This window comes from Terrabacter sp. Root181, assembly GCF_001428505.1.
Taxonomy (GTDB): domain Bacteria; phylum Actinomycetota; class Actinomycetes; order Actinomycetales; family Dermatophilaceae; genus Terrabacter.
Genome location: NZ_LMHU01000010.1, coordinates 218,907 through 244,201, shown reverse-complemented (window position 1 = coordinate 244,201; position 25,295 = coordinate 218,907). Strand labels below are relative to the sequence as shown.

Here is a 25,295-nt window from a genome sequence, read left to right as displayed (position 1 = left end):
GCACGCTCACCCCGGGGACGGAGCGGAGGACGCGCCCTCGACATCGATTGGGTGCCCTGGTCGGCGACTGGCGAGGATTGGCCCGAATGCGGGCAGGTGTTGGCACGATGTGCCAACGCCCCGACGGGCGTCCCGCGGGTTGAATCCTCACCATGACAGCAGGCACCTCCGCACGCCGCCGGATCCGCATCGGCATCGACACCGGTGGCACGTTCACCGACGTCGTCGCGCTCGACGAGGACTCGGGCGAGCTCGTCACGACGAAGACGCCCTCGACCCCGAGCAACCCCGCGGACGGCTTCCTCGCCGGCGTCCGCAAGGTGCTCGACCTCATGGGCGCGAGCGGCGACGACATCAGTGCCGTCTCCCACGGCACGACCGTCGCGACGAACAAGCTCCTCGAGGGCAAGGTCGAGGCGCTCGGCTTCGTCACGACCGAGGGCTACGAGTTCATCCTCGAGATCGCCCGCCAGGCCGTGCCCGACGGCTACGGCAACTCCTACTTCTGGGTCAAGCCCGCGCGCATCGTCCCCGCCGACTACGTCAAGACGGTCGGCGGCCGGGTCGACTTCGAGGGCAACGAGATCCGCCCGTTCGACGAGGAGCGCGCCGTCGCCGTCGCCCGCTGGTTCAAGGATCGCGGCATCACGACGATCGGCGTGTGCTTCCTGCACTCCTACGCCGACGACAGCCACGAGCTCGCGATGCGCGAGGTGCTCCGCCGCGAGCACCCGGACGCCGTCGTCTCGATCAGCTCGGAGGTGCTGCGCGAGTACCGCGAGTACGAGCGCTCGATGACCACCCTCGTCGACGCCGCGGTCAAGCCCAACGTGTCGCGCTACGTCGCGAACATCCACCAGCGACTCGACGAGTTCGTCGGCAGCAGCGAGAAGCTGCCCTTCTACATCATGAAGTCCAACGGGGGTGTGCTGTCGGCCGACGAGGTCGTGCACCAGCCGATCACGACGGTCCTCTCGGGTCCTGCTGCCGGCGCACTGGGTGCCGGGCTCATCGCGAGCCGCGCCGGCTTCGACCGGGTCCTCACGTGCGACGGTGGCGGCACCTCGACCGACGTGTCCGTCGTGCTCGCCGGAGAGCCGACCCTGACGACCGAGGGCACGGTCGGGGCCTACCCGAGCAAGATCCCGATGATCGACGTCGTCACCGTCGGTGCGGGTGGCGGCTCGATCGCCTGGATCTCGCCCGAGGGATCGCTCAAGGTCGGCCCGCAGTCGGCAGGTGCCGACCCCGGCCCGCTCTGCTACGCCAAGGGCGGCACCGAGCCGACGATCACCGACGCCCACGTGACCCTCGGGCGCATCCCCCCGCACCTGCTCGGTGGCGAGATCCCCCTCGACGTGGAGGCCGCACGCGCCGGTGTCTCGACCCTGGCCGACCGCCTCGGGCTCGACTTCGAGCGCTGCGCGACCGGCATCCTCGAGATCTCTGCGTGGAACCAGGCCAACGCGCTGCGCCAGGTGTCGGTCAAGCGCGGCCTAGACGTGCGCGACTTCATGCTCGCGACCTTCGGCGGCTCGGGCTCGCTGCTCGCCTGCCGACTCGTGGACATCCTCGGCCTCGCCGGCGTCGTCGTGCCGCAGAACCCCGGCAACGTCTCCGCCTTCGGCCTGCTCACCGTCGACGTCAAGAACGACTACGTCCAGACGTCCGTCGCGCGCCACCACGCGCTCGACCACGCCGCCGTGCAGAAGACCTTCGACGACCTCACCGCCAAGGCGGCGAGCGCCCTCGACGGCGAGGGCTTCGCGCGCGAGAGCCACCGCTACACGCGCACCGTCGACCTGCGCTACTTCGGCCAGGCCTACGAGGTCCGCGTCGCCGCGCCCGAGGGCGAGATCGACGAGGCGTATGCCGCTGACGTCGCCTCGCGCTTCCACGACGAGCACCGCGCGCTCTACGGCTACGACTTCCGGAACGACCCGACCCAGCAGGTCGAGTGGGTCAACCTCCGTGTCACCGGAGTCGGCCCCATCACGCGGCCCGAGCTGCGCGACCTCGCGCCGTCCGACGGCACTGCGTACGTCCGCGAGCGCGCCCACCGCAGCGTCCGCCCGGTCTGCTTCGACGCCGACGCGGGCTACGTCGACACCGACGTCTGGTGGAGGCCCGACCTCCTCGCCGGCGACACGATCGAGGGCCCGGCGGTCATCGAGGAGTTCGGCTCGACGGTCCCGGTCCACCCCGGCTTCGTCGTGCGCGTCGACACGCTCGGCAACCTCGTCATCACCCGGTCCCCCTCGACCACCACCCCGGAGGCCTGACATGTGCTTCTCCTGCCAGACCGCGGCCACCCGGCTCGCCCCCGTCGACGCCGCCACCGGGTCGCAGCACGCTGACGTCTCTGCCGGCCACGACGCGGCCCCGGTGAACCCCGCGGGCCTCCCGACGGCATACGAGCACGGCAACCGGCTGACGGCCGAGGGCACGACGGTTGACCCGATCCTCGTCGAGATCGTCGAGGGGACGCTCGCGAGCGTCGAGATGGAGGTCGAGACGGCCATCGCCCGCACGTCGCGCTCCCCCATGATCCGCGACGCCCACGACTTCCGCGCCGGCATCCACGACCGCCAGCTGCGCAAGCTGACCGGGCGCTCGTACAGCGCGCTCGTGCACCCGATCGCCCGCGACTTCCCGCTCGCCGAAATGAGCGAGGGAGACGTCTTCTTCCACAACGACGTCTACGAGTCCGAGGGCGGCATCGGCCACCTCCCCGACCTGTGCGTCACCGTCCCGGTCTTCTCCGGCGGCGAGGTGGTCGCCTTCGTGCAGGCCTTCGGGCACCACGACGACATCGGTGGTGCCGTGCCAGGCTCGATGCCGAGCAACGCGCAGACCGTCTTCGAAGAGGGACTCTCGGTCCCGCCGATCAAGCTGTGGGACAAGGGAGTTCCCAACCAGGCAGCCCTGCGCATCATGACGCGCAACAGTCGTATGCCTGACAGCCTCGCCGCCGACCTCGACGCCGAGTGCTCGGCCTGCCTCATGGGCGCCCGCCGCCTCGGCGAGCTCTTCGAGCGCTACGGCCGCGACACCATCGAGGCCGCGTTCGACGCCATCCTCGACAAGACGACCGAGACCTACCGCCGCGAGATCCTCAGCAAGATCCCCGACGGCACGTACGTCTGGGAGGACTATGCGGAGCACGACGGCGTCGACGAGCCGAAGCTGCACACGCAGCGCATCACGCTGACGAAGCTGTCGACCGGCGGGCCCGGCCCGGGTGACGGCGGCCCCAAGCTCGTCATCGACTTCACCGGCACGGCGCCGCAGGCGAAGGGCCCGATCAACCACTGCGGCGACTACGTCGGCGGCAACTTCCTCAAGAAGTGGCTCGCGCCCATCCTGCGCAACCTCGCCGAAACCCCGGAGCGGATGGCCGAGCTCGACGTCAACGAGGGCATCGTCCCCCTCATCGAGATGAAGTTCCCCGAGAAGGGGACGCTGCTGACGCCGATCTACCCCGCGCCGACGAACGCTCGCACCTTCGTGATCCTGCGCCTGCTCGGCGTCCTCGCCGGCGTCGTCGCCAAGGCCGTCGACGGGAAGATGCCCGCCGACCAGGAGACGATCCGCTACACCGGCGTCTACGGCAAGGACCGCGACGGCAACGACTACCTCATGCGCGAGGTGCTCGGTGGCGGTTCGGGCGGTCGCTACTACGCCGACGGCGAGGACACGATCCACGTCGTGCCCGACAGTCGCAACCTGCCGACCGAGTTCACCGAGAGCCGGTTCCCGTTCATCGTCGAGCGCCTCGGCCTCGCCGTCGACTCGGGCGGTGCGGGACGCCACCGCGGTGGCCTCGGCTACGAGAAGCACATCCGGATGCTCAAGGACGCGCACTTCATGTCCATCGCCGACCGGTCGATCCTCGCCTGCTGGGGCGTCAAGGGCGGCAGGGCGGGTCGTCCGTTCCAGGTGACGGTCGACGTCGGCGGCCCCGAGGAGCGCACCGTCGACGCCCTGGCAGACGCCGAGGTCGTCAAGGCCGGGCAGGTCATCCGCATCCGCACCACCGGCGGTGGCGGCTGGGGCGACCCGCTCGACCGGCCCTACGACGAGGTCGAGCGCGACCTGCGCTGGGGCAAGGTCTCGTTCGAGGGCGCGCGCCGCGACTACGGCGTCGTCGCCACCGGAGACCTCGACCAGCCCGTCATCGACACCACCGCGTCGGACGCCCTGCGTGAGCAGCTGCGGGGCGACCGCGCGGACGAGCAGCCGTTCTTCGACCGGGGCCCCGGCTACGCGACGCTCGCCGCGGGACGGTCGGCGGCGGATGTCGACTGGGTCTGAGCATGACGACGGTCCTCGTGATCGGCGCGGCCGGCAAGACCGGCCGCGCCGTCACGCGCGCCCTCACGTCACGGGGTGTCAGCGTGCGCGCTGCCGTGCGATCGCCGGAACGGTCCGAGAGAGCGTATGCCGCTGGGGCCCGGTCGATCTCGGTCGTTGACCTCGAGACGGGCCAGGGGCTCGTCGAGGCCGTGACCGACGTCGACGGCGTCTACCACCTCGCGCCCAACGTGCACCCGGACGAGGTCGCCATCGCCGAGCGGGTCGCCCGTGCCGCCGCGCGGGCCGACCTGGCCCGCTTCGTGTTCCACTCGGTGCTTCACCCCCACGACGCCTCGATGCCGCACCACGTCCGCAAGGCCGAGGCCGAGGAGGTCGTGCGCACCTACCTGCCGGGAGCCACGGTGCTGCGCCCGGCGGCATACCACCAGAACCTTGTGGGCGCGGCTGTCGCCGGCCGTCTCGCCGTGCCCTACTCGCTCGACGCGCCGTTCACGAACGTCGACCTCGACGACGTGGCCGAGGCGGCGGCGACGGTGCTGACCCGGCCCGGCCACGCGGGCCTGACCTACGACGTCGCCGGCCCCGAGGTGCTCTCGGTGCGCGAGCAGGCGCACGTCGCGACGGAGGTGCTCGGGCACCCGGTCGAGGCCGTACGCATGGAGCTCTCGGAGTGGGTCGCCGGAGCCGGCGCCTCGCTCACGCCACAGGCGCGGGTCGACTTGCTGGCGATGTTCGGGGCCTACGACCGGAGCGGCCTCGTCGGAGACCCGACGACGCTCCGACGCCTTTTGGGCCGCGAGCCCGGTACCTGGGCGCAGGCCCTCGTCGGCTGAACAGGATTCAACGACAAGGGAATTCACGGTGCCGAGACCGGAAGAGCCTCAGCGCGCCCCTTCGGGCACCGCTACGGCGCCGTCCATGGCGGGCCGCCGCTGAGGGCGCATCCGACCGACAACCCGCGCCCCCTTCCCCTGTCAGGTATTGACGAAGAGTCGCGTTTATGACGGCTGGCACAGTCCTCCGCAACGGCACAGGCCGCACTCACACACCGACCCCAGCCGGGTCGGAGCACCCCTTGGAGGGCTCATGGCACGCCTCACGTTCTTCCGGATCGCCGCTCCCGCTCTCACCGTCGCACTGCTCACGGCCGCCTGCGGCTCGGCAGACCCGAGCACCGGCCAGAGCGGGGGCGCCGGCGGCGACAGCCCCCGGATCGCGGCGATCTTCTCCGGTTCGGCGACCGACGCCGACTACAACGCCCTCGGTCTGCTCGCCCTGCAGTCGGCCGAGAAGTCGCAGGGCGCCGAGACCGCGCACTCCGAGAGCGTCCCGGTCCCCGACGCCGAGCGCGTCATGAAGGAGTACCTCGCCGACGGCTACACCGTCATCTGGAGCCACGGCAGCCAGTACTTCGAGGCGACGAGCAAGCTCGCGAAGCAGAACCCCGACGTCACGTTCATCGGCGAGTTCGACGACAAGCCCAAGGAGTCGATCCCCAACCTCTGGGTCCTCGACCGGAACTTCCACACGGCCTTCTACCCGCTGGGCGTGCTCGCCGCCGCCCAGACGAAGTCGGGCAAGATCGGCTACGTCGGTGGGCTGTCCCTGCCGTTCTCCTACTCCGAGGTCCACGCCGTCAACCAGGCCCTCAAGGACAGCGGCTCGAACGCCACCGTGACCCCCGTGTGGACGGGTGACTTCAACGACCCGACCAAGGCGCAGCAGATCACCTCGCAGCTCGTCGGCCAGGGCAACGACGTCATCGTCGGATCACTCAACCTCGGCATGGTCGGGGCGTTCCAGGCCGTGAAGGGCAAGACCGACGACGTCGTCGTCACCGCGAAGTACACCGACAAGTCGCAGTTCGACCCCGAGCACTACGCCACGGCGGCGATCTACGACTTCACCAAGCCGCTCGGCGACATGCTCACCAAGATCAAGGCCGGCGAGCGCAGTGGCTACTACCCGCTCGGGTTCGACACGGGGGTCTCGATCCAGACGCCGAAGAACGTCGATCCTGCCGTCGTGGCCAAGGTGGAGCAGGCCGTCGCCGACATCACGTCGGGCAAGATCACGGTCGAGAAGAACCTCACCCCGATCAAGTGACGACCCAGTCATGACCGAGAACTCCTCACCAGGCCCCCGCCCCCTCCTGCACATGGACGGGATCCGCAAGACGTTCGGGCCGGTCGTGGCCCTCGACGGGGTCGACCTCACGGTCGGCCGCAACGAGGTGCACGGCCTGCTCGGCGGCAACGGCGCGGGCAAGACGACCCTCATGAACGTCCTCTACGGCCTCTACCGCGCCGACGAGGGCATCGTGACCCTCGACGGCCAGGAGGTCGTCATCCGCGACCCGCGCGACGCGATCTCGCACGGCATCGGCATGGTCCACCAGAACTTCCTGCAGGTGGACACCTACTCCGTGACCGAGAACATCGTCCTCGGCACCGAGCTGCCGTCGTGGCCGTCGATGGACCTCAAGGGCCAGGCCGAGCGCATCGCGGAGCTGTCGACGCGTTTCGGTCTGTCCGTCGACCCGCTCGCCACGGTCGCCGACCTCTCCGTGGGTCTGCGCCAGCGCGTCGAGATCCTCAAGGCGCTCTACCGCGGGGCCAAGGTCCTCGTGCTCGACGAGCCGACGACGAACCTCACTCCGCAGGAGGTCGACTCGCTCTTCGGCTCGCTTCGGGCCATCGTCGACGAGGGGATGAGCGTCGTCTTCATCACCCACAAGATCCGCGAGACCATGGCGGTCTGCGACACGCTCACCGTGATGCGCGACGGACGTCGCGTCGGCACGGTGGCACGGCGTGGGACCACACCCACCGAGCTGGCCGGGCTGATGGTCGGTGACGATGCGATGGTCAGGAGGGTCACCGAGGTCGTGACTGCCGGCATGGCCGCCCCGGTCGGGCGGGGACCGACGGTCGACGCGTATGCCGCGGGCGACGCCCCGGAGCGCGTGGTCGTCTCGGGCCTCCTCGCCCACAACGACCACGGCGTGCCCGCCGCCGACGTCAGCCTCTCGGTCCGCGGTGGCGAGATCGTCGGCATCGCCGGTGTCGCGGGCAACGGCCAGGTAGAGCTCGCCGAGGCCCTCGCCGGGGTCCGCCCCACCGCGGCAGGATCGATGTCGCTCGACGGGCGCGACCTCGCCGGCTCGCCGACCGCGACGTGGCTCGACGGCGGAGTGGCTTACGTCCCCGAGGACCGTCACCGCGACGGCATCCTGCCCTCGGAGAGCATCGTCGAGAACCTCGTGCTCGGCGCGCAGCGCGGTCGACGCTTCCGGTCCGGTCCGTTCCTCGACTGGCGTCGGGCGCGTCAGCACGCGGAGAGCTCGATCCGGGCGTTCTCGATCAAGGCCCCGTCCGCGAGCACGCCCGCCGCGCAGCTGTCGGGGGGCAACATCCAGCGGATCATCCTGGCGCGCGCCTTCTCCCACGAGCCCGGGTTCCTCATCCTGCACAACCCCACCCGAGGCCTCGACATCCCTTCGACCCAGTTCGTCTACGACCGCACGCGCGCCGCCGCGGCGAGTGGGACCGCTGTGCTCCTCATCTCCGAGGACCTCGACGAGCTGACCAACCTCTGCGACCGCATCCTCGTCGTCTACTCCGGTCGCATCGTCGGCGAACGCCGCCGCGGGGAGTACGACCAGTACGAGCTCGGCCACCTCATGGCCGGGCTGGAGGAGTCGGCATGACGACGACCACCGCTCCGGTCCAGACCCCACCGCGCACCGAGACCCGGGCCGGCCGGGGCAACGCCCTCGCCCGTCAGGTGCTCGCCTACGTCGTGGCCGTCCTCATGGCCTTCGTCGTCGCCGGGATCATCATCGCCGCCCTCGGGCACAACCCGTTCGACGCCTACCGGGCCATCGTCACGACCTCGTTCAAGTCGGGCTTCGGACTCGTCGAGACCGTGCACAAGTGGGTGCCGCTCGTGCTCCTCGCGCTGGCCTTCACCATCCCGCTCGCAGCCGGCAAGTACAACATCGGCGGCGAGGGACAGCTGCTCGTCGGTGCCACGGCGAGCGCCGCGGCCGGCATCCTGCTCGCGGACCTGCCGATCTACGTCCTACTCCCCCTCGTCCTCGTGTGCGGCGTCCTCGCCGGCGCCGTCTTCGCCTGGGTCGCGGCCTGGCTCATGGACCGTTTCGGCATCAACGAGATCCTCAGCACCGTCCTGCTCAACTTCGTCAGCTTCGGGATCGTCGACTACGTCGCGTCCGAGGTGTGGAGCGACCCGGCCGCTGGACACCCGACGACCATCCCGATCGGCGAGGGCGGACTGCTTCCGCTCGTGGGTCGGCCGCCGATGCACCTCGGCGTGCTGCTGGCCGTGCTCGTCGCCGCGGCGGTCGTCGTCGTCATGCGACGCAGCGTGCCCGGCTTCGAGCTGCGGGCCGTGGGCGCCAACGCCCGGGCCGCCCAGGTCCACGGCATCCGGGTCGGCCGCGTCGCGGTCGGGTCGCTCGTCGTGGGCGGCGCCCTCGCCGGCCTCGCCGGGGCCATCGAGGTCGCCGGCGTGCACGGAAAGCTCATCGAGGGCATGCAGTCGAACTACCTGCTGCTCGGCATCATCATCGGCCTCATCGCCCGCGGCAACGCGCTGGCCGTGCCGTTCGTCGCGTTCGGCATCGCCGTGCTCGAGGTCGGGTCCAGCGCGATGCAGCGCAGCGCCGGGGTGCCCAGCGAGATGGTGCTCATCGTCGAAGCCCTGATCCTGCTCTTCCTGCTCTTCTCCGACGTCGTCGGAGCCCGTCTGAGGAGGTCCTCGCGATGAACGAGGTCACATCGTTCCTGCAGCTCGTCGTCACCGCCATGGTGCCGTTCATCCTCGCCGCCCAGGGCACGATGATCGCCGGACGCGCCGGCGTCTTCAACGTCGCCCAGGAAGGTCTGATGATGCTCGGCGCGAGCGTCGGCTTCCTCGTCTCGCTGACGTTCGGGGGCAACCTCGTCGGCCTCGTCGTCGCCGGCCTCGGCGGCGGCCTCTTCGGTTGGTTCCTCGGCTGGGTCACCACCCGCTTCCGGCTCGACCAGTTCGTCATCGGCCTGGCCCTCTTCTTCGCCGCGGCCGGACTTGCCTCCCTGCTCTACAAGGTCGTCATCGGGGTGACGCTGCAGCCGCCGCTCATCCCGACGCTCGACGACCTGAGCGTCCCCGGCCTGTCCGCCATCCCGTTGGTCGGCCCGGTCCTCTTCCAGCAGTCGGCGATGGTCTACTTCGCGTTTCTCCTCTCCGGCGGGCTCTACTGGTTGCTCTACAAGACCAACCACGGCCTCAAGCTGCGGTCCGTCGGTGAGAACCCCAAGGCCGCGGACAGCCTCGGCGTCAACGTGGCCCGCACGCGCATCTGGTGCAGTGCCGCAGGGGGCGCCCTCATGGCGCTGGCCGGTGCCTACCTGCCGATGACCTACACGGGCACGTACACCGAGGGCATGGTCGCCGGACGCGGCTGGCTCGCCATCGCCCTGGCGTTCTTCGGGGGCTGGCGCCCCCAGTACATCCTGGCGGGGTCGGCCTTCTTCGCCGGCATGGAGGTGCTCGCCCTGCGCGTGCAGGTCGGCGGGCTCGACGTCCCGCACCAGTTCATCTCGATGCTGCCGTACGTGGCGACCCTGCTCGTCATGATGTTCGCGCTGCGGTGGGCCAGGATCCCGGCCTTCCTCGGGCGCAACTACGACCGCGAGAGCCGGACGTCACACTGAGACGGGAGGTCCGCATGGCACACACCCGGCGTCTCGGCGCCCGAGAGCTGCTCGACACGGTGCTCGACGACGGCACGTGGCTGGGCTGGGACTCCATCCCGGTCCAGCCCGCCGAGCCCGGCAGCCCGTATGCCGCCGAGCTGGCTGCCGCTGCCGAGCGCAGCGGGTGCGACGAGGCGATCATCACGGGCGAGGGGCGCATCCGCGGGCGCCGCGTGGCCGTCATCGCGGGCGAGTTCCGCTTCCTCGCCGGCTCGATCGGGGCGGTGGCCGCCGAGCGCATCGTGCTCGCCTTCGAGCGGGCCAGGCGCGAGGAGCTGCCGGTCTTCGCCGCGCCGAGCTCGGGTGGCACCCGGATGCAGGAGGGCACGCCGGCCTTCGTCGGCATGGTCAAGATCAGTGCGGCCTGCGCGCAGCTCAAGGCGGCGGGGCTGCCCTACCTCGTCTACCTCCGGCACCCGACGACCGGTGGCGTCTTCGCCTCGTGGGGCTCCCTCGGGCAGGTCACGGTCGCCGAGCCCGGCGCCATGATCGGCTTCCTCGGGGCTCGCGTGTACGAGGCGCTCTACGGCAGGCCCTTCCCTGACGGCGTGCAGACCGCCGAGAACCTCTTCGAGCACGGCCTCATCGACGCGATCCTGCCCGTCGAGGCCCTTGCCGAGACGGCAGACAGGGCACTCAACGTGCTCATGGGCCCACGGGAGGACCTCCCGGACGTGCCCGAGCTCGTCAAGGAGCCCCTCGCCGACATCCCCGCCTGGGACTCGATCGTGCGCTCGAGGCGGGACGACCGACCCGGTGTGCGGGCGCTGCTCAAGCTCGGGGCGACGGACGTGCTGCCGCTCCACGGGACCGGCCAGGGCGAGTACGACCCCGGGCTGCTCATGGCGCTCGCCCGGTTCGGCGGCGCACCCTGCATCGTGCTGGGCCAGGACCGCCGCGGCCAGACGCTCGACGCCCCCCTCTCGCCGAAGGGACTGCGCGTCGCCCGTCGCGGCATGGCGCTCGCGCTCGAGCTCGGCCTGCCGCTCGTGAGCATCGTCGACACGGCTGGTGCCGCACTGTCGAAGGAGGCGGAGGAGGGCGGCATGGCGGGCGAGATCGCCCGATGCCTCGCCGAGCTCGTCACGCTCGAGGCGCCCACCCTGTGCGTGCTGCTCGGCCAGGGCACCGGCGGCGGTGCCTTGGCGGTCATGCCCGCCGACCGGGTCATCTGCGCACAGCACTCGTGGCTGTCGCCGCTGCCACCGGAAGGGGCGTCGGCGATCCTGCACCGCGACACCGAGCACGCCCCCGAGCTCGCGACGGCCCAGCGGGTCCGCTCGCTCGACCTCCTCGCTGACGGCATCGTCGACCGGATCGTCGCCGAACACCCCGATGCCGCCGACGAGCCGGAGGACTTCTGCCGGCGGATGAGCCAAGCCATCCAGCACGAGCTCGCCGTCCTGGCCCGCGAGGAGCCGCGAGCTCGGCTCGCCTCACGACTCGCCCGCTACCGCATGCTCGGTCAGCGCTGAGCGACCGTCGCGCGCCTGTCGGCACAGCTGGGTGGCACCCACCGCACCGATGTCGACCTAGTCGACGTCGCGCTCCTCGATGGTCTGGCGCACGGTGCTCGTCGGGGTCGTCGCGCCGCTCGGGCGCTCCTCGCGGGTGATGATGCGCTTGCGCCGGGTGCCCTTGCTCCCGTGCCAGATGAGCGCGGCGCCCGCGACCATGAGGATGACACCGACGACGGGCAGGCTGATGACGGACGTGTTGGCCCGCACCGCGAAGGTCAGGATGGCCCCCACGACAGCGAGCAGGACTCCGACTCCCACGGTCCCCCACCTCTCGGCTCGATCGAGGACGCACCGGACGGCGCCCCTTGCACATTATGTCTCTCGTACCCGCCTGACCGGTATGCCGTGCAGCCTCCCGACGGCGCGCCGACCCGGGTGGCGGGCAGGGGCGCTCGGGGGACCCGACGGCATACATCTGCCAATGTCGGGGGCCGCGTTGGGCAGGAGGTGACAACGCGCACGCTCCGCCGGTCTCCCTAGGCTCACGCCATGACGACCGAGGACGCGCCGTGAGGGTGCTCGTGGCGCTGGGCGGCAACGCCATGACCGGGCCTGACGGCAGCGCGGCTCCCCAGGCCCAGCGCGAGGCCATCGCCACCGCGAGCCACCACCTCGCCGAGCTCGTCGCCGCCGGGCACGAGGTCGTCATCACCCACGGCAACGGACCCCAGGTCGGCAACCTCCTCGTCAAGAACGAGCTCGCCGCGAGCGTCGTGCCGCCGGTGCCGCTCGACTGGTGCGGCGCGCAGACGCAGGGGACGATCGGCTTCACGCTGCTCGACACCCTCGAGGCCGCCCTCGCGCAGCGCGGCGTCGAGCGCCCTGTCGCCGCCATCATCACCCGAACGCTCGTCGACGCCGACGACCCCGGCTTCACGCACCCGACGAAGCCGATCGGGCGTTTCCTCCCCCGTGAGCAGGCGCAGACGCTCATCGACCACGGCGAGCGCTGGGAGGACCGCGGCGAGAAGGGCTGGCGGCGCGTCGTCGCGTCACCTGAGCCGGTCGAGGTCCTCGAGACGCACACGCTCCACACGCTCCTCGCCGCCGGATACGTCGTCGTCACGGCCGGCGGCGGGGGCATCCCCGTCGTGCGTGGCGCCGACGGCAGCGTCCACGGCGTCGAGGCGGTCATCGACAAGGACCTCACCGCGGCCCTGCTGGCGCGCGCCGTCGACGCCGACGTCCTCGTCATCGCGACCGACGTCGCCCACGCCGTCGCCGCCTGGGGCACGCCCCGTGCCCACGACATCGGCCGGGTCACGCTCGGCGAGATGGAGGCGTATGCCGCCGAGGGCCACTTCGCGTCGGGCTCGATGGGCCCGAAGGTCGAGGCCGCCCTTCGCTTCGTCCGCTCCGGCGGCTCCCGATCGATCATCACGGCCCTCGACCAGCTCTCCGCCGCCATCGACGGCCATGTCGGAACCGTCATCGAAAACCCTGAAAGAGAAAGGTGATTCACGTGCCCGAAGCCATTGAGGTGCGCAAGGTCCCCATCCACTCGGTCGCCGACGCGTCGGAGCTCGCGACGCTCATCGACGACGGCGTCATGGAGGCGAGCCGCGTCGTCGCCATCATCGGCAAGACCGAGGGCAACGGCGGTGTCAACGACTACACGCGGATCATCGCCGACCGCGCCTTCCGCGAGGTCCTCGTCGAGAAGGGCGCGCCCGCCGACCAGGTCAAGCAGGTCCCGATCGTGTGGTCCGGTGGCACCGACGGCATCATCAGCCCGCACGCCACGATCTTCGCCACGGTGCCGGCCGAGAAGGCCGAGCAGTCCGACGAGCCGCGGCTCACGGTCGGCTTCGCGATGAGCGAGCCGATCAAGCCCGAGGAGATCGGCTACGTCGCCATGGTGCAGAAGGTCGCCGACGCCGTGAAGGTCGCCATGGAGCGGGCCGGCATCACCGACCCGGCCGACGTGCACTACGTGCAGACCAAGACGCCGCTGCTGACGATCCACACCATCCGCGACGCGAAGTCGCGCGGGCACCAGGTCTGGACCGAGCACACGCACGAGTCGATGGACCTCTCCAACGGCACGACCGGCCTCGGCATCGCCGTCGCCCTCGGCGAGATCGAGATGCCGACGGACGCCGACATCATGCACGACCGCTCGCTCTTCTCGTCGGTGGCGTCGTGCAGCTCGGGTGTCGAGCTCGACCAGGCGCAGGTCGTCGTCGTCGGCAACACGACGGGCATCGGCGGCCGCTACCGCATCGGCCACTCGGTCATGGAGGACGCGCTCGACGCCGACGGCGTGTGGGGCGCGATCAAGGACGCCGGACTGGACCTGCCGGAGCGTCCGCACAGCAGCGACATCCAGGGCCGGCTCGTCAACGTCTTCCTCAAGTGCGAGGTGAGCCAGGACGGCACCGTGCACGGTCGGCGCAACGCGATGCTCGACGACTCCGACGTGCACTGGCACCGCCAGATCAAGTCCGCGGTGGGTGGCGTGACGGCATCGGTGACGGGCGACCCGGCGGTCTTCGTGTCCGTGTCGGCAGCGCACCAGGGCCCCGACGGCGGCGGGCCCGTCGCCGCGATCGTCGACCTCGGCGAGGGCGAGCCCACCGGCTACCGCTGGACCCGCTGACCGCTCGGGTCCACCAACCCTTCACCGTCGAAAGGCCACGTGTGGCCCCCCTCGGTCGGTCGAGAGGCCAGTTCTCGGTGACGAGGGCTGGCCTCTCGTCATGGTGGAGGCGGCCCGACGTGGCCTCTCGACGGTGGCGGGATGTCCTTGCCGACCGGCGTCTGCGCCACTACCTTGTGTCGCATGGTACCGGGCGACGAACGCATCCTGACGCACCTCCGTCGCGGTGCGGTCGAGTACTGCGTGCTCGCGATGGTCGCCGACGAGCCCACCTACGGGCTCGACATCGCGCGCCGGCTCGCCCGCGACGGCATCCTCATGACCGGCGAGGGCACCCTCTACCCCCTGCTGTCGCGGCTGCGGACCGCCGGGTTCGTCGAGACGAGGTGGGAGGAGTCGACCGAGGGCCCGCCACGCCGCTACTACGCGATCACCGCCTCGGGACGGGGGACGCTCGACGCCTTCCGCCGCACGTGGGCACCATTCCGCGACGCCGTGGACGCGGCCGTCGACCCGCAGACAGGGAGCAGACCGTGAACCAGACCCACCCCCGCGTCGACGCCTATCTCCAGCGCCTCGACACCCTCCTCGAGGGCGCGCCGCCGGCGACCCGGACCGAGGTCGTCGCCGGCGTGCGCGAGCACCTCCACGACAGCCTCCCGGCCGACGCCGACGACGAGCAGGTGCGCAGCGCGCTCGCCGGGCTGGGCACGCCCGAGCAGATCGCCGACGAGGCGTATGCCGTGGGGCCGGGCTCCCGCGCCGGCGCAGCGACGCTCGCCCAGGACCGGCGTTGGCTGCCGGTGGTCGTCATGGTGCTCGGCTTCCTCGTCCTGCTCCTGCTGACGTTCTTCGCCGTCACCGGCCCCCACCCCGTCGAGCTGCTCTTCGCCCTCTTCTACCCGCCGCTGTGGCCGGTGCTCGCCGTCCTCGTCGTGATCGCCCGCGGATGGACGACGCGCGAGAAGGTCGTGCTCATCGGCGTCTTCCCGGCGGCCTGCGCCCTGGTCGCGATCGTCGCCGCGGTCGCCTGGAGCGTCAACGAGGCGGTCGGGGTAGCGGCTTCGGTCACGGCCCTGCTCCTGTCCGTGGTGGTCGCCGCCACCGTGGTCGTCGTCCTCGGTCGGAGAGGGCTGCGCCGCGCCCGCTGAGCCGCCCACCACACAGCCCACCCCCGACCAGACCGCCCACTCCGCTCGACGGAGAGGGCGCGGGGGCTCTCGCTGCGGCACACGGCATACGCCCCCCTGAGACGACGGCCACGCCCCGGAGTGGGGCGTGGCCGTCGGCCTGACGTCGACTCAGTGCGCGAAGTGGCGCGTCCCGGTGAAGTACATCGTGACCCCGGCGGCCTTGGCCGCCTCGATGATCTCCTCGTCGCGGATCGAGCCGCCGGGTGCGACGACGGCGCGGACGCCGGCGTCGAGCAGGATCTGCAGGCCGTCGGCGAACGGGAAGAACGCATCCGACGCGGCGACCGAGCCGCGGGCTCGCTCCTCCCCCGCGCGACGCACGGCGAGGTAGCACGAGTCGACGCGGTTGACCTGGCCCATGCCGACGCCGACCGCGGCGCCGTCCTTGGCGAGCAGGATCGCGTTGGACTTCACGGCGCGGATCGCGCGCCAGGCGAACTGCAGGTCGGCCAGGGTCGCGTCGTCCGCGGCGTCGCCGGAGACGAGCCGCCAGTCCGCGGCGTCGTCGCCCCCGGTCACGGCGTCACCCTCGCCGCGCACGACGGCGTCGACCTTGTCGACGGTCTGCACGAGCAGGCCACCGCTGATGGCACGCGTCTCGATCGGGTCCGCCGCCTCGGCCATGCCGGCGGGTAGGCGCAGGACGCGGAGGTTCTTCTTGGCCGTGAGGATCTCGAGGGCCTCCGGCTCGTAGTCGGGGGCGATGACGACCTCGGTGAAGACCGGCTTGGCCGCCGCCGCCATGGCCGCCGTGACGGTCCGGTTGGCCGCGATGATGCCACCGTAGGCGCTCACCGGGTCGGTGGCGTGGGCGCGCTCGTAGGCCTCCTCGATGGTCCCGCCGACGGCGATGCCGCACGGGTTGGCGTGCTTGATGATCGCGACGGTCGGCTGGTCGCCGTGGTCGTGCGCGGCACGCACGGCGGCGTCGGTGTCGACGTAGTTGTTGTAGGACATCTCCTTGCCGTGCAGCTGCTCCGCACTGGCCACGCCCGGGCGCCAGTGGCGGTAGAGGGCCGCGCTCTGGTGCGGGTTCTCGCCGTAGCGCAGGGCCGCCGCGCGGTCGAAGGTCGCGCCCGTCCACGCCGGGAAGCCGGTGCCGTCGCTCGTGTCGGCGACGACGTTGCCCATCCAGTTCGCGACCGCGTTGTCGTAGCTCGCCGTGTGGACGAACGCCTCGGCCGCGAGGCGGCGACGCTCGGTCACCGTGAAGCCGCCGGCCCCGAGGGCCTCGGTGACGTGGGCGTATGCCGCCGGGCTCGTCACGATGGCGACGCTCGCGTGGTTCTTGGCGGAGGCACGCACCATCGACGGGCCGCCGATGTCGATCTGCTCGACGCACTCGTCCTCGCTCGCGCCGGACGCGACGGTCTCGCGGAAGGGGTAGAGGTTGACGACGACGAGGTCGAAGGCCTCGACGCCGAGGTCGGCGAGCTGCCGGACGTGGTCGGGGTTCCGCGTGTCGGCGAGGATGCCGGCGTGCACCTTCGGGTGCAGGGTCTTGACCCGGCCGTCGAGGCACTCGGGGAAGCCGGTGAGCTCCTCGACCTGCGTGACGGGCACCCCTGCGGCGGCGATGGTCTTCGCCGTCGATCCCGTCGAGACGATGGCGACACCGGCGGCGTCGAGGGCGCGGGCCAGCTCGTCGAGGCCTGACTTGTCGTAGACGGAGACGAGGGCCCGCTTGATCGAGCGGCGGCCGTCGGTGAGGTCGGACGCGTGGGACAGAGCGGCGGTCATGGGTGCACTCCTGGTTCGGTGACATCGGTCGCGGCGTGCCCGGGTCGTGTCGTCAGGGGACCCGATGGCTTCCGTTCTCGCGAGGCACCCAGGCGGTCGATGCTCCCGACGTCACTCCCCGGTGGTGTCCCACCCGCGCCAGTCGTGTGCGACCAGCGTAGCGGTCAGTCCTGCCCGATCCGAACTCGTCGCCCCTCGACCACGAAGCCCTCGCGGGCGAGCCGGCTCACGACGTCGACGAGCAGGTCGCGCTCCTGGACCTTGATCCGCTCGTGCAGGCTCTCCTCGGTGTCGTCGTCCTCCACGGCGACGACCCGCTGCTCGATGATCGGCCCGGTGTCGACGCCGGCATCGACGACGTGGCACGTCGTGCCGGTCACCTTGACGCCGTAGGCGAGGGCGTCGCGCACGCCGTGCGCCCCGGGGAAGCTCGGCAGCAGGGCGGGGTGGGTGTTGACGACGGGCTGGGCGCCCAGCGTCGCCGGACCGAGGATCCGCATGAAGCCGGCCGTGACGACGAAGCGCGGGTCCGCGGCAGCCACCTGCTCGGCCAGGGCGACGTCCCACGCCGCGCGGTCCGCGAAGTCCGCGGGTCGCACGACGAACGTCGGTATGCCGGCCCGTTCGGCCCGGTCGAGCCCGGTGCACGGCCGGTCGGCCCCCACCGCGGCGATGCGGACGCCGTAGACCGGGTCGGCCGCGGCGTCGAGCAGCGCCTGGAGCAACGTGCCGGACCCGGACACCAGCACGACGACCGGCACCTGACGATCGGTCGGCTCGGACGTGCTGGCGAGGGCGTCGGTCGTCACGAGCCGGAGTTTAGCGCCGCCGCCCGATGCGGGCCCGGCCCCATCCATGGGCGAGGATGGACCGCATGACCGAGCCCCAGCTGGAGCAGGAGATCGCGTTCGCCCGCGAGAAGGCCAAGCGCACCCTGCCCGTCGCGCTCCTCGTGCTGCTCGGTCTGGTCGCCATGTACCTCCCGCTGCCGAAGCGCTTCGTCGCCTTCCTGCCGCTCGTGCTCGCGGTCGTCCTCACCGTGCGCCTGCTCCGCTTTCTGTCGATGCGGACCGGCAAGGAGAAGATCTGGCCGGTCATCACCCTCGTCATCTCCGGGATGCTGCTGTCGAGCCTGGCCCTCCAGGTCGCGTTCTACGACTCCGTCAGCGCCTACGAGAAGTGTGTCGCCGGGGCCCAGACCAGCATCGCCGAGGGCGACTGCGCGAAGCTGCGCGACGCCGGGATGGTCGGCGTCGTCGTGCGCTGACCCGGTGACACGGACCGAGGGTCGAGCGGCGTCCGAGGACCTCAGTCCTCGTCGGTGACCGGAGTCTCCTGGTCCTGGTCCTGGTCCTCGTCCTGGTCCTCGTCCGGCGTCGGGTCGAGGGCCTCGCCCTCCCGGCGACGCTCGAGCAGCACGAGCACGCCGGTGAGGAGCAGCGCGCCACCGACGACCTCGGCGGTCAGGGCCGCGGCGAACGACCAGAGGTGCGGTCCGACGGCCGAGAGCCGGTCGACACCGACCGCGCCGTTGCCGAGCGCCGTGAGGGCGATGACGACCACGACCGCGATGAGGGCCGCGACGGCCGTCGCCGAGAGCCGGGCCCGCACGTTGCCGAAGAACTCGAGCTCGGCGTCGACCCGGCGACCGAGCCAGACGCCGACGAGCACGGGGGCCAGCACGACGGCATACATCATCGCCGGGTAGTCGCTGGCCTCGGGCAGCGCGCCGAGGACGGGCACGAGCGGCAGCAGGCCGGGCTGGGCGGCGCCGGCGGAGACCGTCGAGCCGAGCGCGACCTGGAAGCCCGGGCCGGCGAGGAACGACAGCGCCCACGTGGCCGCGTTGCCGAGGAGGGCGAGCTGGGCGAGCGCGATGATGACGACCGCGCCGACGTTGGCGCCGTACTGGTCCTGGATGTCGGCGACGGCCGACCACGACACGACGAGCCGCAGGACGACGACGACGAGACCGAGGGCGAGCAGCATCCCCGCCCCGCGCCAGCCGGTGCGCCACACCGTCGGCAGCCACGTCGGGCCGCGCCGGAACCACGTGCGCACGAACGCCGGCGCCGTCTCGTCGTCGGGGCGGAGCATGACGAAGCCGAGCGCCGCGAGGGGCACGAGCAGGGACCCGACGACCGCGGCGACCCCGGGTGTCGCGGGGCCCCCGAGGGTGAAGAGCGCGAAGACCGACGACACGAGCCCGTAGCCGATGACGAAGCCCGGCACGACGCCCCACTGGGCGACCCGGCTCCAGTCGGCCGCACCGACGCGCAGCCGCTCGGTCGCGGCGAGACGGCGGGCCCAGCGGTAGGCGATGTGGACGAAGACGAGCAGGAGCAGCAGCGGCGTCATCGAGATGGCCACGTTGCCGGCACCGACGGACTGGCCGTGGCCGAGGAACCAGATGGCGCTGGCGACCGACACCGCCGAGAACCACCCGACGGAGCTCTCGGGCGCGGCCACCCAGCCGATGAGCGCCGGCAGCACGACGACCGACCACGTGCCGACGGCAGCGAGCGCGCCGGCGCGCAGGGCGGCCGGCATCGCCGTCGAGGGGCTGGTCGACGAGGTCGCCGGCGTGGTCGTCGACGTCGTGGTCGTGCTCGACGGTGCCAGTGGTCTCACTCCTGCGCTGCGGGTCGAAGGGGTCGCCCCCATGGTCACAAGATCCCCGCCACGGAGCGAGCGCCCACGCCGATGGGACCTCAGGGCGTATGCCGTCCGGCCCGGGGCTGCCGCGGGGTTGGCCGGGGCACGCTGGGGCGCCGCGCTCGGGGACGGACCCGGTGACACGGCATACGCCCTCGGTGGGTCATAGCGAAGCGGACGGCCACCCGGAGGTGACCGTCCGCTCGGAACTGCTTGTGGCGCAGACTACTTCGCGATGCCCTGCATGATCTCGCGCATGAGGTCGGCGGTCTCGGACGGCGTCTTGCCGACCTTGACGCCGGCGGCCTCGAGGGCCTCCTTCTTGGCCTGCGCGGTGCCGGAGGAGCCCGAGACGATGGCGCCGGCGTGGCCCATCGTCTTGCCCTCGGGGGCGGTGAAGCCGGCGACGTAGCCGACGACGGGCTTCGTCACGTGCTCCTTGATGTAGGCGGCCGCGCGCTCCTCGGCGTCGCCACCGATCTCGCCGATCATGACGATGGCGTCGGTGTCGGGGTCGTTCTGGAACGCCTCGAGGCAGTCGATGTGGGTCGTGCCGATGATCGGGTCGCCACCGATCCCGACGGCCGAGCTGAAGCCGAAGTCACGCAGCTCGTACATCATCTGGTAGGTCAGCGTGCCCGACTTGGAGACGAGGCCGATGCGACCCGTGCCCGAGATGTCGGCCGGGATGATGCCGGCGTTGCTGACACCCGGCGTGATGAGTCCGGGGCAGTTCGGGCCGACGATGCGGGTCGTGCCCTTGTCCTTGGCGTAGTTGTAGAGCTCGGCGGTGTCCTTGACCGCGACGCCCTCGGTGATGACCACCGCGAGCGGGATCCCGGCGTCGATCGCCTCGACCGCGGCGGCCTTGGTGAACTGCGCGGGCACGAAGATCACGGACACGTTGGCGCCGGTGGCCTCGATGGCCTCCTTGACCGTGCCGTAGACGGGGACGGAGACGCCGCCCTCGAAGTCGACCGTGGTGCCGGCCTTGCGCGGGTTGACGCCGCCGACGATGTCGGTGCCCGACTTGAGCATGCGCTGCGTGTGCTTCATGCCCTCGGACCCGGTCATGCCCTGGACGATGACCTTCGAGTCGGCGTTGAGGAAGATAGCCATGGTTCGTCGTTCTCTCTTCTTGGCTCGGGGTCAGTTGGCGGCGGGACCGGCGGCGAGCTCGGCGGCGCGGCGCGCGGCGCCGTCCATCGTCGGCTCGATCGTCACCAGCGGGTGGTTGCGCTCCTGGAGGATGCGGCGACCCTCTTCGACGTTGTTGCCGTCGAGGCGCACGACGAGCGGTCGGTCCTCCTCGTCGCCGAGCGCGTCGAGCGCGCCCACGATGCCGTTGGCGACGGCGTCGCAGGAGGTGATGCCACCGAAGACGTTGACGAAGACGCTCTTGACCTGCGGGTCCGACAGGATGATGTGCAGGCCGTTGGCCATGACCTCGGCGCTGGCGCCGCCACCGATGTCGAGGAAGTTGGCCGGCTTCTGGCCGCCGAACTCCTCGCCGGCGTACGCGACGACGTCGAGGGTGCTCATGACGAGCCCCGCGCCGTTGCCGATGATGCCGACGGACCCGTCGAGCTTGACGTAGTTGAGGTCCTTCTCCTTGGCCGCTGCCTCGAGCGGGTCCGCGTGGGCCGTGTCCTCGAGCGCCTCGTGGTCGGCGTGGCGGAAGCCGGCGTTCTCGTCGAGCGTCACCTTGCCGTCGAGGGCGATGATCTCGCCGTCCTCGGTCTTGACGAGGGGGTTGACCTCGACGAGCGTGGCGTCCTCCTCGCGGTAGACCGTCCACAGCTTCTGGATGACGTCGGTGATGGCGGCCTTGTCGGCCTCGTCGAAGCCCGCGGCGTCGACGATCTCCTGCGCCTTCGCGGCGTCGATGCCCGTGTTGGGGTCGACCGCGACGCGAGCGAGGGCCTCGGGGCGCTCGACGGCGAGCTGCTCGATCTCCATGCCGCCCTCCTTGGAGCACATGGCGAGGTAGGTGCGGTTCGCACGGTCGAGCAGCACCGAGAAGTAGTACTCCTCGGCGATGCGGGCGCCCTGGGCGATCATCACGGTGCCCACGGTGTGGCCCTTGATGTCCATCCCGAGAATCGCCTCGGCGGCGGCCTGCGCCTCGTCGGGGCTCTTGGTGACCTTGACGCCACCGGCCTTGCCGCGGCCGCCGGTCTTCACCTGCGCCTTGACGACGGTGACACCGCCCGACTTCGGCCCGATCTGCTCAGCGGCCGCTCGGGCCTCCTCCGGGGTGGTGGCGATGGCGCCGGCCAGCACGGGCACTCCGTGCTTCTCGAACATGTCGCGGGCTTGGTACTCGAAGAGATCCACGGGTGGGGTCCGTCCTCGTCGTCGATTCGTATCGTCGTCGATCGCGTCGCTGCGGCGTCCCGGGGCTCTCGTGCTCGCGCTCTCGCGCTCGGACGGGCCCTGCGCCGAGGCGCAACCGAATCAGGCTGTCCCTCGGACTCTAGTGGCTCTGACCTGTGGCGACGCCATCGGGTCCGCCCGACCGGACGAAGATCACATCCGGCCGGGCGGAGCCCGACGCCTCCCACCGCTCACCCCATGTCGTATGCCGCGTGGCGCGGCGCAGCGCGCCTCCGGCCCCTCGTCGGGGTGGCACCTCCCGGCACGGCCCATCGGCGCCACCACGCGTGGAGGCCGAACCCGAGCCAGATCATCGCCACCACGACGAGCGCGAGACCCAGCCACGCGCCGGGAGCGACCTCCCCGGCCCCCTCGCTGTCGGGGCCGAGGACGGGGTACAGCGTGACCGCCAGCCCGAGGAGCAGGGGCAGCACCCGGATCACCACCGACCGGCCGTGGAGCGCGAGCGCCACGGCCGTCCCGACGGCACCGGGCACGAGGAGCGACCCCGGGCCGGCGAACAGGACGAGCCCGGCGACCGGCGCCAGACGCCACCACCGCGACCTCTGCGCCCGGCGCGCGCCGGTCACCAGACCGATCCCGCCCCAGAGGACGGCGCTCATCGCGAGGATCGCCGAGGTCCCGACCCAGGTGAACTCGGGGCTCGTCGAGAGCAGGCGCATGAAGACGCGGGCCAGTCCGCCCCACGCCAGTCCGACGAGTACCCCACGACCAGCGGCCCGCAGCATCACCACTCCACCGGCAGGCAGGCCAGGCGAGCTCCGGCGAGGCCGGTCGCGGGGTCGGTCGGCGCAGCGTGCACGACGACGGAGTGGGCGCCTGCCTGGACGGGGAAGCGCACGGCCGTGCTGGAGTCGCCCGCCCCCGTCGCGTCGACCGTGAAGTCGAGCCAGACCTCCGTCTGCGGCGAGACCACGACGGGGACGTGGCCCGCGTGCGCGTCGGCGTTGTAGTGGCCGAGGGCGGCGGCCGGCGCGTCGGTGCCGCACGCACCGTTGTGCACGTGAGCCCCGAACGTCCGGCCGGCAGCAGACGCGTCGATCCCCCGCACGTGCAGGACGGCCGTCGTACCGTCCGGACGCTCCACGAGCTGCAGCCGGGCGGTCGCGTGGTCGAACGGTCCTGCCGCCGCCGTGTCGTAGTCCCGCAGCCCGTCGGCGAACCGCAGGACGGCCGCCCCCGCGACCGCCGTGGCGGCGAGCGCCACCGTTGCCGACAGACCGACCACGGCTGCCGCTCCCCCACGAAGTCCCTTGCGTTCCATGGCTTCTGCCCCTTCCAGAGTCGAGTGAACCTACACTTGGGAGACGCTCGCCATCGGGGGCGCGGGCGACACGGTCCGCCAAAAAAGATTCGTTGAATCTGCTTGTCACCCAGACGCATTCATCGCTCGTCTGTCCTAGTGATGGACGGGCTGACGGCAGGGGTCTCGGCCACGCGAGATCAGGTCCCTGACTTCGAGAGACAGGCCGCCGCACTCTTCAACGCGGAGGCTCCCTCGTTGCTGCACCTCGCGCGGTTCTACGTGGAGGACAAGACGGCAGCGGAGGATCTCGTGCAGGAGGCGTTCATCCGGCTCAGCCGCAACATGGCGCGGGTGCGGGACCCTGCTCGAGGCGCCGCGTACCTCCGGTCGATCGTCATCAACCTGGCGCGCGACCACAACCGCCGGGGGCTCGTGTCGCTGCACCACCGCCCACCCCCGGCGGACGACGAGCCGTCGGCCGAGGAGGCGGTCCTGGGCCGCAGCGCCCGCCAGGAGGTCGTCGACGCACTCCGCGGCCTGCCCGGGCGGCAGCGCGAGTGCCTCACGCTCCGCTACTACTACGACATGTCGCCGGCGGACATCGCCGACGGGCTGGGGATGTCGGTCAACTCCGTCAAGACGCACCTGCAGCGCGGCCTGCGCGCCCTGTCCCTCGCCCTCAGGGAGAACCCATGAGCGACCTCGAGCACCTCATCGAGGAGGCCCTGCGCCCGATCGGCTCCGGACCGCCGCCGCCGTCACGCGACCTCTTCGCGCGCGTGCTCGACTCGGTCGCCGACGACCGCGCCCGACGACGTCGTGCACGTCGCACCGTGGCCCTCTGGGTCGCGGCCGTGGCGCTCGTCGCCACCCTCGTCCTCACCCTGACCCCGCAGTCGAACGGAGACCTGCTCATGCCCTGGTGGATCCTCGAGCTCGCGACGAACCTCGTCCTCGTCGCCATGGCCGTCTGGCTCGGCCCGTTCATCAAGCGGTTCGGCCGGGCCTATGCGGCCGACGTCTTCCACGACAACCCGATGACCGGCAAGAGCTACATCGTGCTCACCGACATCGTCTACTACCTGATCTTCACCGCGTACATCTGCTTCACGGTGACGTTCGCCCCCACCCCGGAGTGGGACAACGACATCAGCGCCCTCGTGACGCCGCAGCAGCTCCAGTCGGAGGTCTTCCGCATCGGTGGGATCCTCCTCGTCATCGGCATCCTGCACGGCCTCAACATCGTGCTCATGCCCGTCCTCGGCCGGCTCTTCTCGCTCAACCGACGGGTGACCAACACCCACGGGACGGCGCCTGGGCCGCCGGCCTGAGCTCAGGCGGCGTGGACGTGCTCGCGGACCCAGCCGACGATCTCCATCGTCGTGGCACCCGGGGTGAAGACCTTGGCCACCCCGAGCTTCTCGAGCTCGGTGATGTCGTCCTCGGGGATGATGCCGCCGCCGAAGACGACGATGTCGCTGGCGTCGCGCTCGGCGAGGAGCTCGACGACGCGGGCGAAGAGCGTCATGTGGGCCCCCGAGAGGACCGAGAGCCCGACGACGTCGGCATCCTCCTGGATGGCCGCCTCGACGATCTGCTCGGGCGTCTGGTGCAACCCGGTGTAGATGACCTCCATGCCGGCGTCGCGCAGCGCCCGCGCGACCACCTTGGCGCCGCGGTCGTGCCCGTCGAGGCCCGGCTTGGCCACGACCACACGGATGACGTCGGTCGACAGGGGGCCGGTGCCGGCTGCGCCTGCGGTCTCGTCGTCGGTCACGGCAACGGCGTCGGCGCCCAGGGACTCGCTCATGCCGGGCACTCTAGCCAGCCCGGTGAGACGCGACGCGCAATAGTGATCCATCGCCC

The 25,295-nt window shown here is 71.3% G+C and carries 25 protein-coding genes; 16 read left to right on the top strand and 9 right to left on the bottom strand.

Translation table 11 applies throughout. The annotated features are described in order from the left end of the window. The first annotated feature begins 152 nt into the window (after positions 1–152). From ASD90_RS21115 to ASD90_RS21080, 8 genes are all read left to right on the top strand, one after another. Entirely contained in the window at positions 153–2,282 is a 2,130-nt protein-coding gene (locus ASD90_RS21115) for a hydantoinase/oxoprolinase family protein (RefSeq protein WP_056760871.1), read from the top strand. A gap of 1 nt (position 2,283) precedes the next feature. Next, entirely contained in the window at positions 2,284–4,314 is a 2,031-nt protein-coding gene (locus ASD90_RS21110) for a hydantoinase B/oxoprolinase family protein (RefSeq protein WP_200958671.1), read from the top strand. A 2-nt stretch (positions 4,315–4,316) separates the two neighbouring features. Then, positions 4,317–5,150, top strand: coding sequence for an NmrA family NAD(P)-binding protein (locus ASD90_RS21105; RefSeq protein ID WP_056760869.1), 834 nt, complete (start codon positions 4,317–4,319; stop codon positions 5,148–5,150). 253 nt (positions 5,151–5,403) lie between these two features. Further along, positions 5,404–6,423 carry a BMP family protein gene (locus ASD90_RS21100; RefSeq protein ID WP_056760866.1) on the top strand — a complete coding sequence of 340 codons (1,020 nt, stop codon included), beginning with the start codon at positions 5,404–5,406 and terminating at the stop codon, positions 6,421–6,423. Between the two features lie 10 nt (positions 6,424–6,433). Continuing rightward, positions 6,434–8,026, top strand: coding sequence for an ABC transporter ATP-binding protein (locus ASD90_RS21095; RefSeq protein ID WP_056760863.1), 1,593 nt, complete (start codon positions 6,434–6,436; stop codon positions 8,024–8,026). After that, complete coding sequence (locus tag ASD90_RS21090; RefSeq protein WP_082588936.1) at positions 8,023–9,108, top strand: ABC transporter permease; 1,086 nt, start codon at positions 8,023–8,025, stop codon at positions 9,106–9,108. The genes ASD90_RS21095 and ASD90_RS21090 overlap by 4 nt, the downstream gene beginning before the upstream one ends. After that, on the top strand, positions 9,105–10,037 hold the full coding sequence (locus ASD90_RS21085) for an ABC transporter permease (protein WP_056760861.1): 933 nt from the start codon (positions 9,105–9,107) through the stop codon (positions 10,035–10,037). Before ASD90_RS21090 ends, ASD90_RS21085 begins: the two co-directional genes overlap by 4 nt. A gap of 14 nt (positions 10,038–10,051) precedes the next feature. After that, positions 10,052–11,554, top strand: a complete 1,503-nt coding sequence (locus ASD90_RS21080) for a carboxyl transferase domain-containing protein (protein ID WP_056760858.1) — start codon at positions 10,052–10,054, stop codon at positions 11,552–11,554. Between the two features lie 57 nt (positions 11,555–11,611). On the opposite strand, the gene ASD90_RS21075 is transcribed toward ASD90_RS21080, so the two are convergent. Continuing rightward, positions 11,612–11,857, bottom strand: a complete 246-nt coding sequence (locus ASD90_RS21075) for a hypothetical protein (protein ID WP_056760856.1) — start codon at positions 11,855–11,857, stop codon at positions 11,612–11,614. 251 nt (positions 11,858–12,108) lie between these two features. On the opposite strand from ASD90_RS21075, the gene ASD90_RS21070 reads away from it, so the two are divergent. The 4 genes from ASD90_RS21070 (at position 12,109) to ASD90_RS21055 (ending at position 15,349) form a co-directional block, all read left to right on the top strand. After that, a complete protein-coding gene (locus ASD90_RS21070) occupies positions 12,109–13,056 on the top strand; it encodes a carbamate kinase (protein ID WP_056760854.1) in 948 nt (315 codons plus the stop codon). Positions 13,057–13,061: 5 nt separating this feature from the next. Then, the gene (locus ASD90_RS21065; protein WP_056760851.1) at positions 13,062–14,198 is read left to right on the top strand and encodes a ring-opening amidohydrolase; all 1,137 of its coding nucleotides are present in this window, start codon (positions 13,062–13,064) and stop codon (positions 14,196–14,198) included. A 183-nt stretch (positions 14,199–14,381) separates the two neighbouring features. Beyond that, positions 14,382–14,735: a PadR family transcriptional regulator gene (locus ASD90_RS21060; protein WP_056760849.1), complete on the top strand. Its 354-nt coding sequence runs from the start codon at positions 14,382–14,384 to the stop codon at positions 14,733–14,735. Next, complete coding sequence (locus ASD90_RS21055) at positions 14,732–15,349, top strand: hypothetical protein (RefSeq protein WP_056760845.1); 618 nt, start codon at positions 14,732–14,734, stop codon at positions 15,347–15,349. The genes ASD90_RS21060 and ASD90_RS21055 overlap by 4 nt, the downstream gene beginning before the upstream one ends. 150 nt (positions 15,350–15,499) lie before the next feature. Here ASD90_RS21055 and purH read toward each other — a convergent pair whose 3' ends face one another. Continuing rightward, positions 15,500–17,131 carry a bifunctional phosphoribosylaminoimidazolecarboxamide formyltransferase/IMP cyclohydrolase gene (gene purH / locus ASD90_RS21050; protein ID WP_056760843.1) on the bottom strand — a complete coding sequence of 544 codons (1,632 nt, stop codon included), beginning with the start codon at positions 17,129–17,131 and terminating at the stop codon, positions 15,500–15,502. 164 nt (positions 17,132–17,295) lie between these two features. Beyond that, positions 17,296–17,940: a phosphoribosylglycinamide formyltransferase gene (gene purN, locus ASD90_RS21045; protein ID WP_369793641.1), complete on the bottom strand. Its 645-nt coding sequence runs from the start codon at positions 17,938–17,940 to the stop codon at positions 17,296–17,298. 65 nt (positions 17,941–18,005) lie between these two features. On the opposite strand from purN, the gene ASD90_RS21040 reads away from it, so the two are divergent. After that, positions 18,006–18,398 carry a hypothetical protein gene (locus tag ASD90_RS21040; RefSeq protein ID WP_056760840.1) on the top strand — a complete coding sequence of 131 codons (393 nt, stop codon included), beginning with the start codon at positions 18,006–18,008 and terminating at the stop codon, positions 18,396–18,398. A gap of 41 nt (positions 18,399–18,439) precedes the next feature. On the opposite strand, the gene ASD90_RS21035 is transcribed toward ASD90_RS21040, so the two are convergent. Continuing rightward, positions 18,440–19,561, bottom strand: coding sequence for a DUF6350 family protein (locus ASD90_RS21035; RefSeq protein WP_200958670.1), 1,122 nt, complete (start codon positions 19,559–19,561; stop codon positions 18,440–18,442). Here ASD90_RS21035 and ASD90_RS24070 point away from each other — a divergent pair. After that, positions 19,542–19,955: a hypothetical protein gene (locus ASD90_RS24070; RefSeq protein WP_200958669.1), complete on the top strand. Its 414-nt coding sequence runs from the start codon at positions 19,542–19,544 to the stop codon at positions 19,953–19,955. The genes ASD90_RS21035 and ASD90_RS24070 overlap by 20 nt on opposite strands. Before the next feature lie 56 nt (positions 19,956–20,011). On the opposite strand, the gene sucD is transcribed toward ASD90_RS24070, so the two are convergent. The 4 genes from sucD to ASD90_RS21015 form a co-directional block, all read right to left on the bottom strand. Next, the gene (gene sucD / locus ASD90_RS21030; RefSeq protein ID WP_056760838.1) at positions 20,012–20,905 is read right to left on the bottom strand and encodes a succinate--CoA ligase subunit alpha; all 894 of its coding nucleotides are present in this window, start codon (positions 20,903–20,905) and stop codon (positions 20,012–20,014) included. A gap of 30 nt (positions 20,906–20,935) precedes the next feature. Continuing rightward, positions 20,936–22,123, bottom strand: coding sequence for an ADP-forming succinate--CoA ligase subunit beta (gene sucC / locus ASD90_RS21025; protein WP_056760835.1), 1,188 nt, complete (start codon positions 22,121–22,123; stop codon positions 20,936–20,938). 230 nt (positions 22,124–22,353) lie between these two features. Next, complete coding sequence (locus ASD90_RS21020; RefSeq protein ID WP_056760832.1) at positions 22,354–22,911, bottom strand: hypothetical protein; 558 nt, start codon at positions 22,909–22,911, stop codon at positions 22,354–22,356. Then, the gene (locus ASD90_RS21015; protein WP_082588935.1) at positions 22,911–23,447 is read right to left on the bottom strand and encodes a superoxide dismutase family protein; all 537 of its coding nucleotides are present in this window, start codon (positions 23,445–23,447) and stop codon (positions 22,911–22,913) included. Before ASD90_RS21015 ends, ASD90_RS21020 begins: the two co-directional genes overlap by 1 nt. Before the next feature lie 141 nt (positions 23,448–23,588). On the opposite strand from ASD90_RS21015, the gene ASD90_RS21010 reads away from it, so the two are divergent. Then, positions 23,589–24,125 (top strand): RNA polymerase sigma factor, encoded by a 537-nt coding sequence (locus ASD90_RS21010; RefSeq protein WP_082588934.1) that lies wholly within the window; start codon positions 23,589–23,591, stop codon positions 24,123–24,125. Next, a complete protein-coding gene (locus tag ASD90_RS21005; RefSeq protein WP_056760828.1) occupies positions 24,122–24,760 on the top strand; it encodes a hypothetical protein in 639 nt (212 codons plus the stop codon). The genes ASD90_RS21010 and ASD90_RS21005 overlap by 4 nt, the downstream gene beginning before the upstream one ends. Before the next feature lie 2 nt (positions 24,761–24,762). Here ASD90_RS21005 and ASD90_RS21000 read toward each other — a convergent pair whose 3' ends face one another. Next, complete coding sequence (locus tag ASD90_RS21000; protein ID WP_369793640.1) at positions 24,763–25,239, bottom strand: cobalamin B12-binding domain-containing protein; 477 nt, start codon at positions 25,237–25,239, stop codon at positions 24,763–24,765. Positions 25,240–25,295 lie beyond the last annotated feature (56 nt).

What these genes read in the sequence shown, in the direction of transcription:
- ASD90_RS21115 (WP_056760871.1), top strand. Translation starts at nt 153, where the DNA reads ATGACAGCAGGCACCTCCGCACGCCGCCGGATCCGCATCGGCATCGAC.
- ASD90_RS21110 (WP_200958671.1), top strand. Translation starts at nt 2,284, where the DNA reads ATGTGCTTCTCCTGCCAGACCGCGGCCACCCGGCTCGCCCCCGTCGAC.
- ASD90_RS21105 (WP_056760869.1), top strand. Translation starts at nt 4,317, where the DNA reads ATGACGACGGTCCTCGTGATCGGCGCGGCCGGCAAGACCGGCCGCGCC.
- ASD90_RS21100 (WP_056760866.1), top strand. Translation starts at nt 5,404, where the DNA reads ATGGCACGCCTCACGTTCTTCCGGATCGCCGCTCCCGCTCTCACCGTC.
- ASD90_RS21095 (WP_056760863.1), top strand. Translation starts at nt 6,434, where the DNA reads ATGACCGAGAACTCCTCACCAGGCCCCCGCCCCCTCCTGCACATGGAC.
- ASD90_RS21090 (WP_082588936.1), top strand. Translation starts at nt 8,023, where the DNA reads ATGACGACGACCACCGCTCCGGTCCAGACCCCACCGCGCACCGAGACC.
- ASD90_RS21085 (WP_056760861.1), top strand. Translation starts at nt 9,105, where the DNA reads ATGAACGAGGTCACATCGTTCCTGCAGCTCGTCGTCACCGCCATGGTG.
- ASD90_RS21080 (WP_056760858.1), top strand. Translation starts at nt 10,052, where the DNA reads ATGGCACACACCCGGCGTCTCGGCGCCCGAGAGCTGCTCGACACGGTG.
- ASD90_RS21060 (WP_056760849.1), top strand. Translation starts at nt 14,382, where the DNA reads ATGGTACCGGGCGACGAACGCATCCTGACGCACCTCCGTCGCGGTGCG.
- purH (WP_056760843.1), bottom strand. Translation starts at nt 17,131, where the DNA reads ATGACCGCCGCTCTGTCCCACGCGTCCGACCTCACCGACGGCCGCCGC.
- ASD90_RS21040 (WP_056760840.1), top strand. Translation starts at nt 18,006, where the DNA reads ATGACCGAGCCCCAGCTGGAGCAGGAGATCGCGTTCGCCCGCGAGAAG.
- ASD90_RS24070 (WP_200958669.1), top strand. Translation starts at nt 19,542, where the DNA reads ATGGCGCTGGCGACCGACACCGCCGAGAACCACCCGACGGAGCTCTCG.
- sucD (WP_056760838.1), bottom strand. Translation starts at nt 20,905, where the DNA reads ATGGCTATCTTCCTCAACGCCGACTCGAAGGTCATCGTCCAGGGCATG.
- ASD90_RS21020 (WP_056760832.1), bottom strand. Translation starts at nt 22,911, where the DNA reads ATGCTGCGGGCCGCTGGTCGTGGGGTACTCGTCGGACTGGCGTGGGGC.
- ASD90_RS21015 (WP_082588935.1), bottom strand. Translation starts at nt 23,447, where the DNA reads ATGGAACGCAAGGGACTTCGTGGGGGAGCGGCAGCCGTGGTCGGTCTG.
- ASD90_RS21010 (WP_082588934.1), top strand. Translation starts at nt 23,589, where the DNA reads ATGGACGGGCTGACGGCAGGGGTCTCGGCCACGCGAGATCAGGTCCCT.
- ASD90_RS21005 (WP_056760828.1), top strand. Translation starts at nt 24,122, where the DNA reads ATGAGCGACCTCGAGCACCTCATCGAGGAGGCCCTGCGCCCGATCGGC.
- ASD90_RS21000 (WP_369793640.1), bottom strand. Translation starts at nt 25,239, where the DNA reads ATGAGCGAGTCCCTGGGCGCCGACGCCGTTGCCGTGACCGACGACGAG.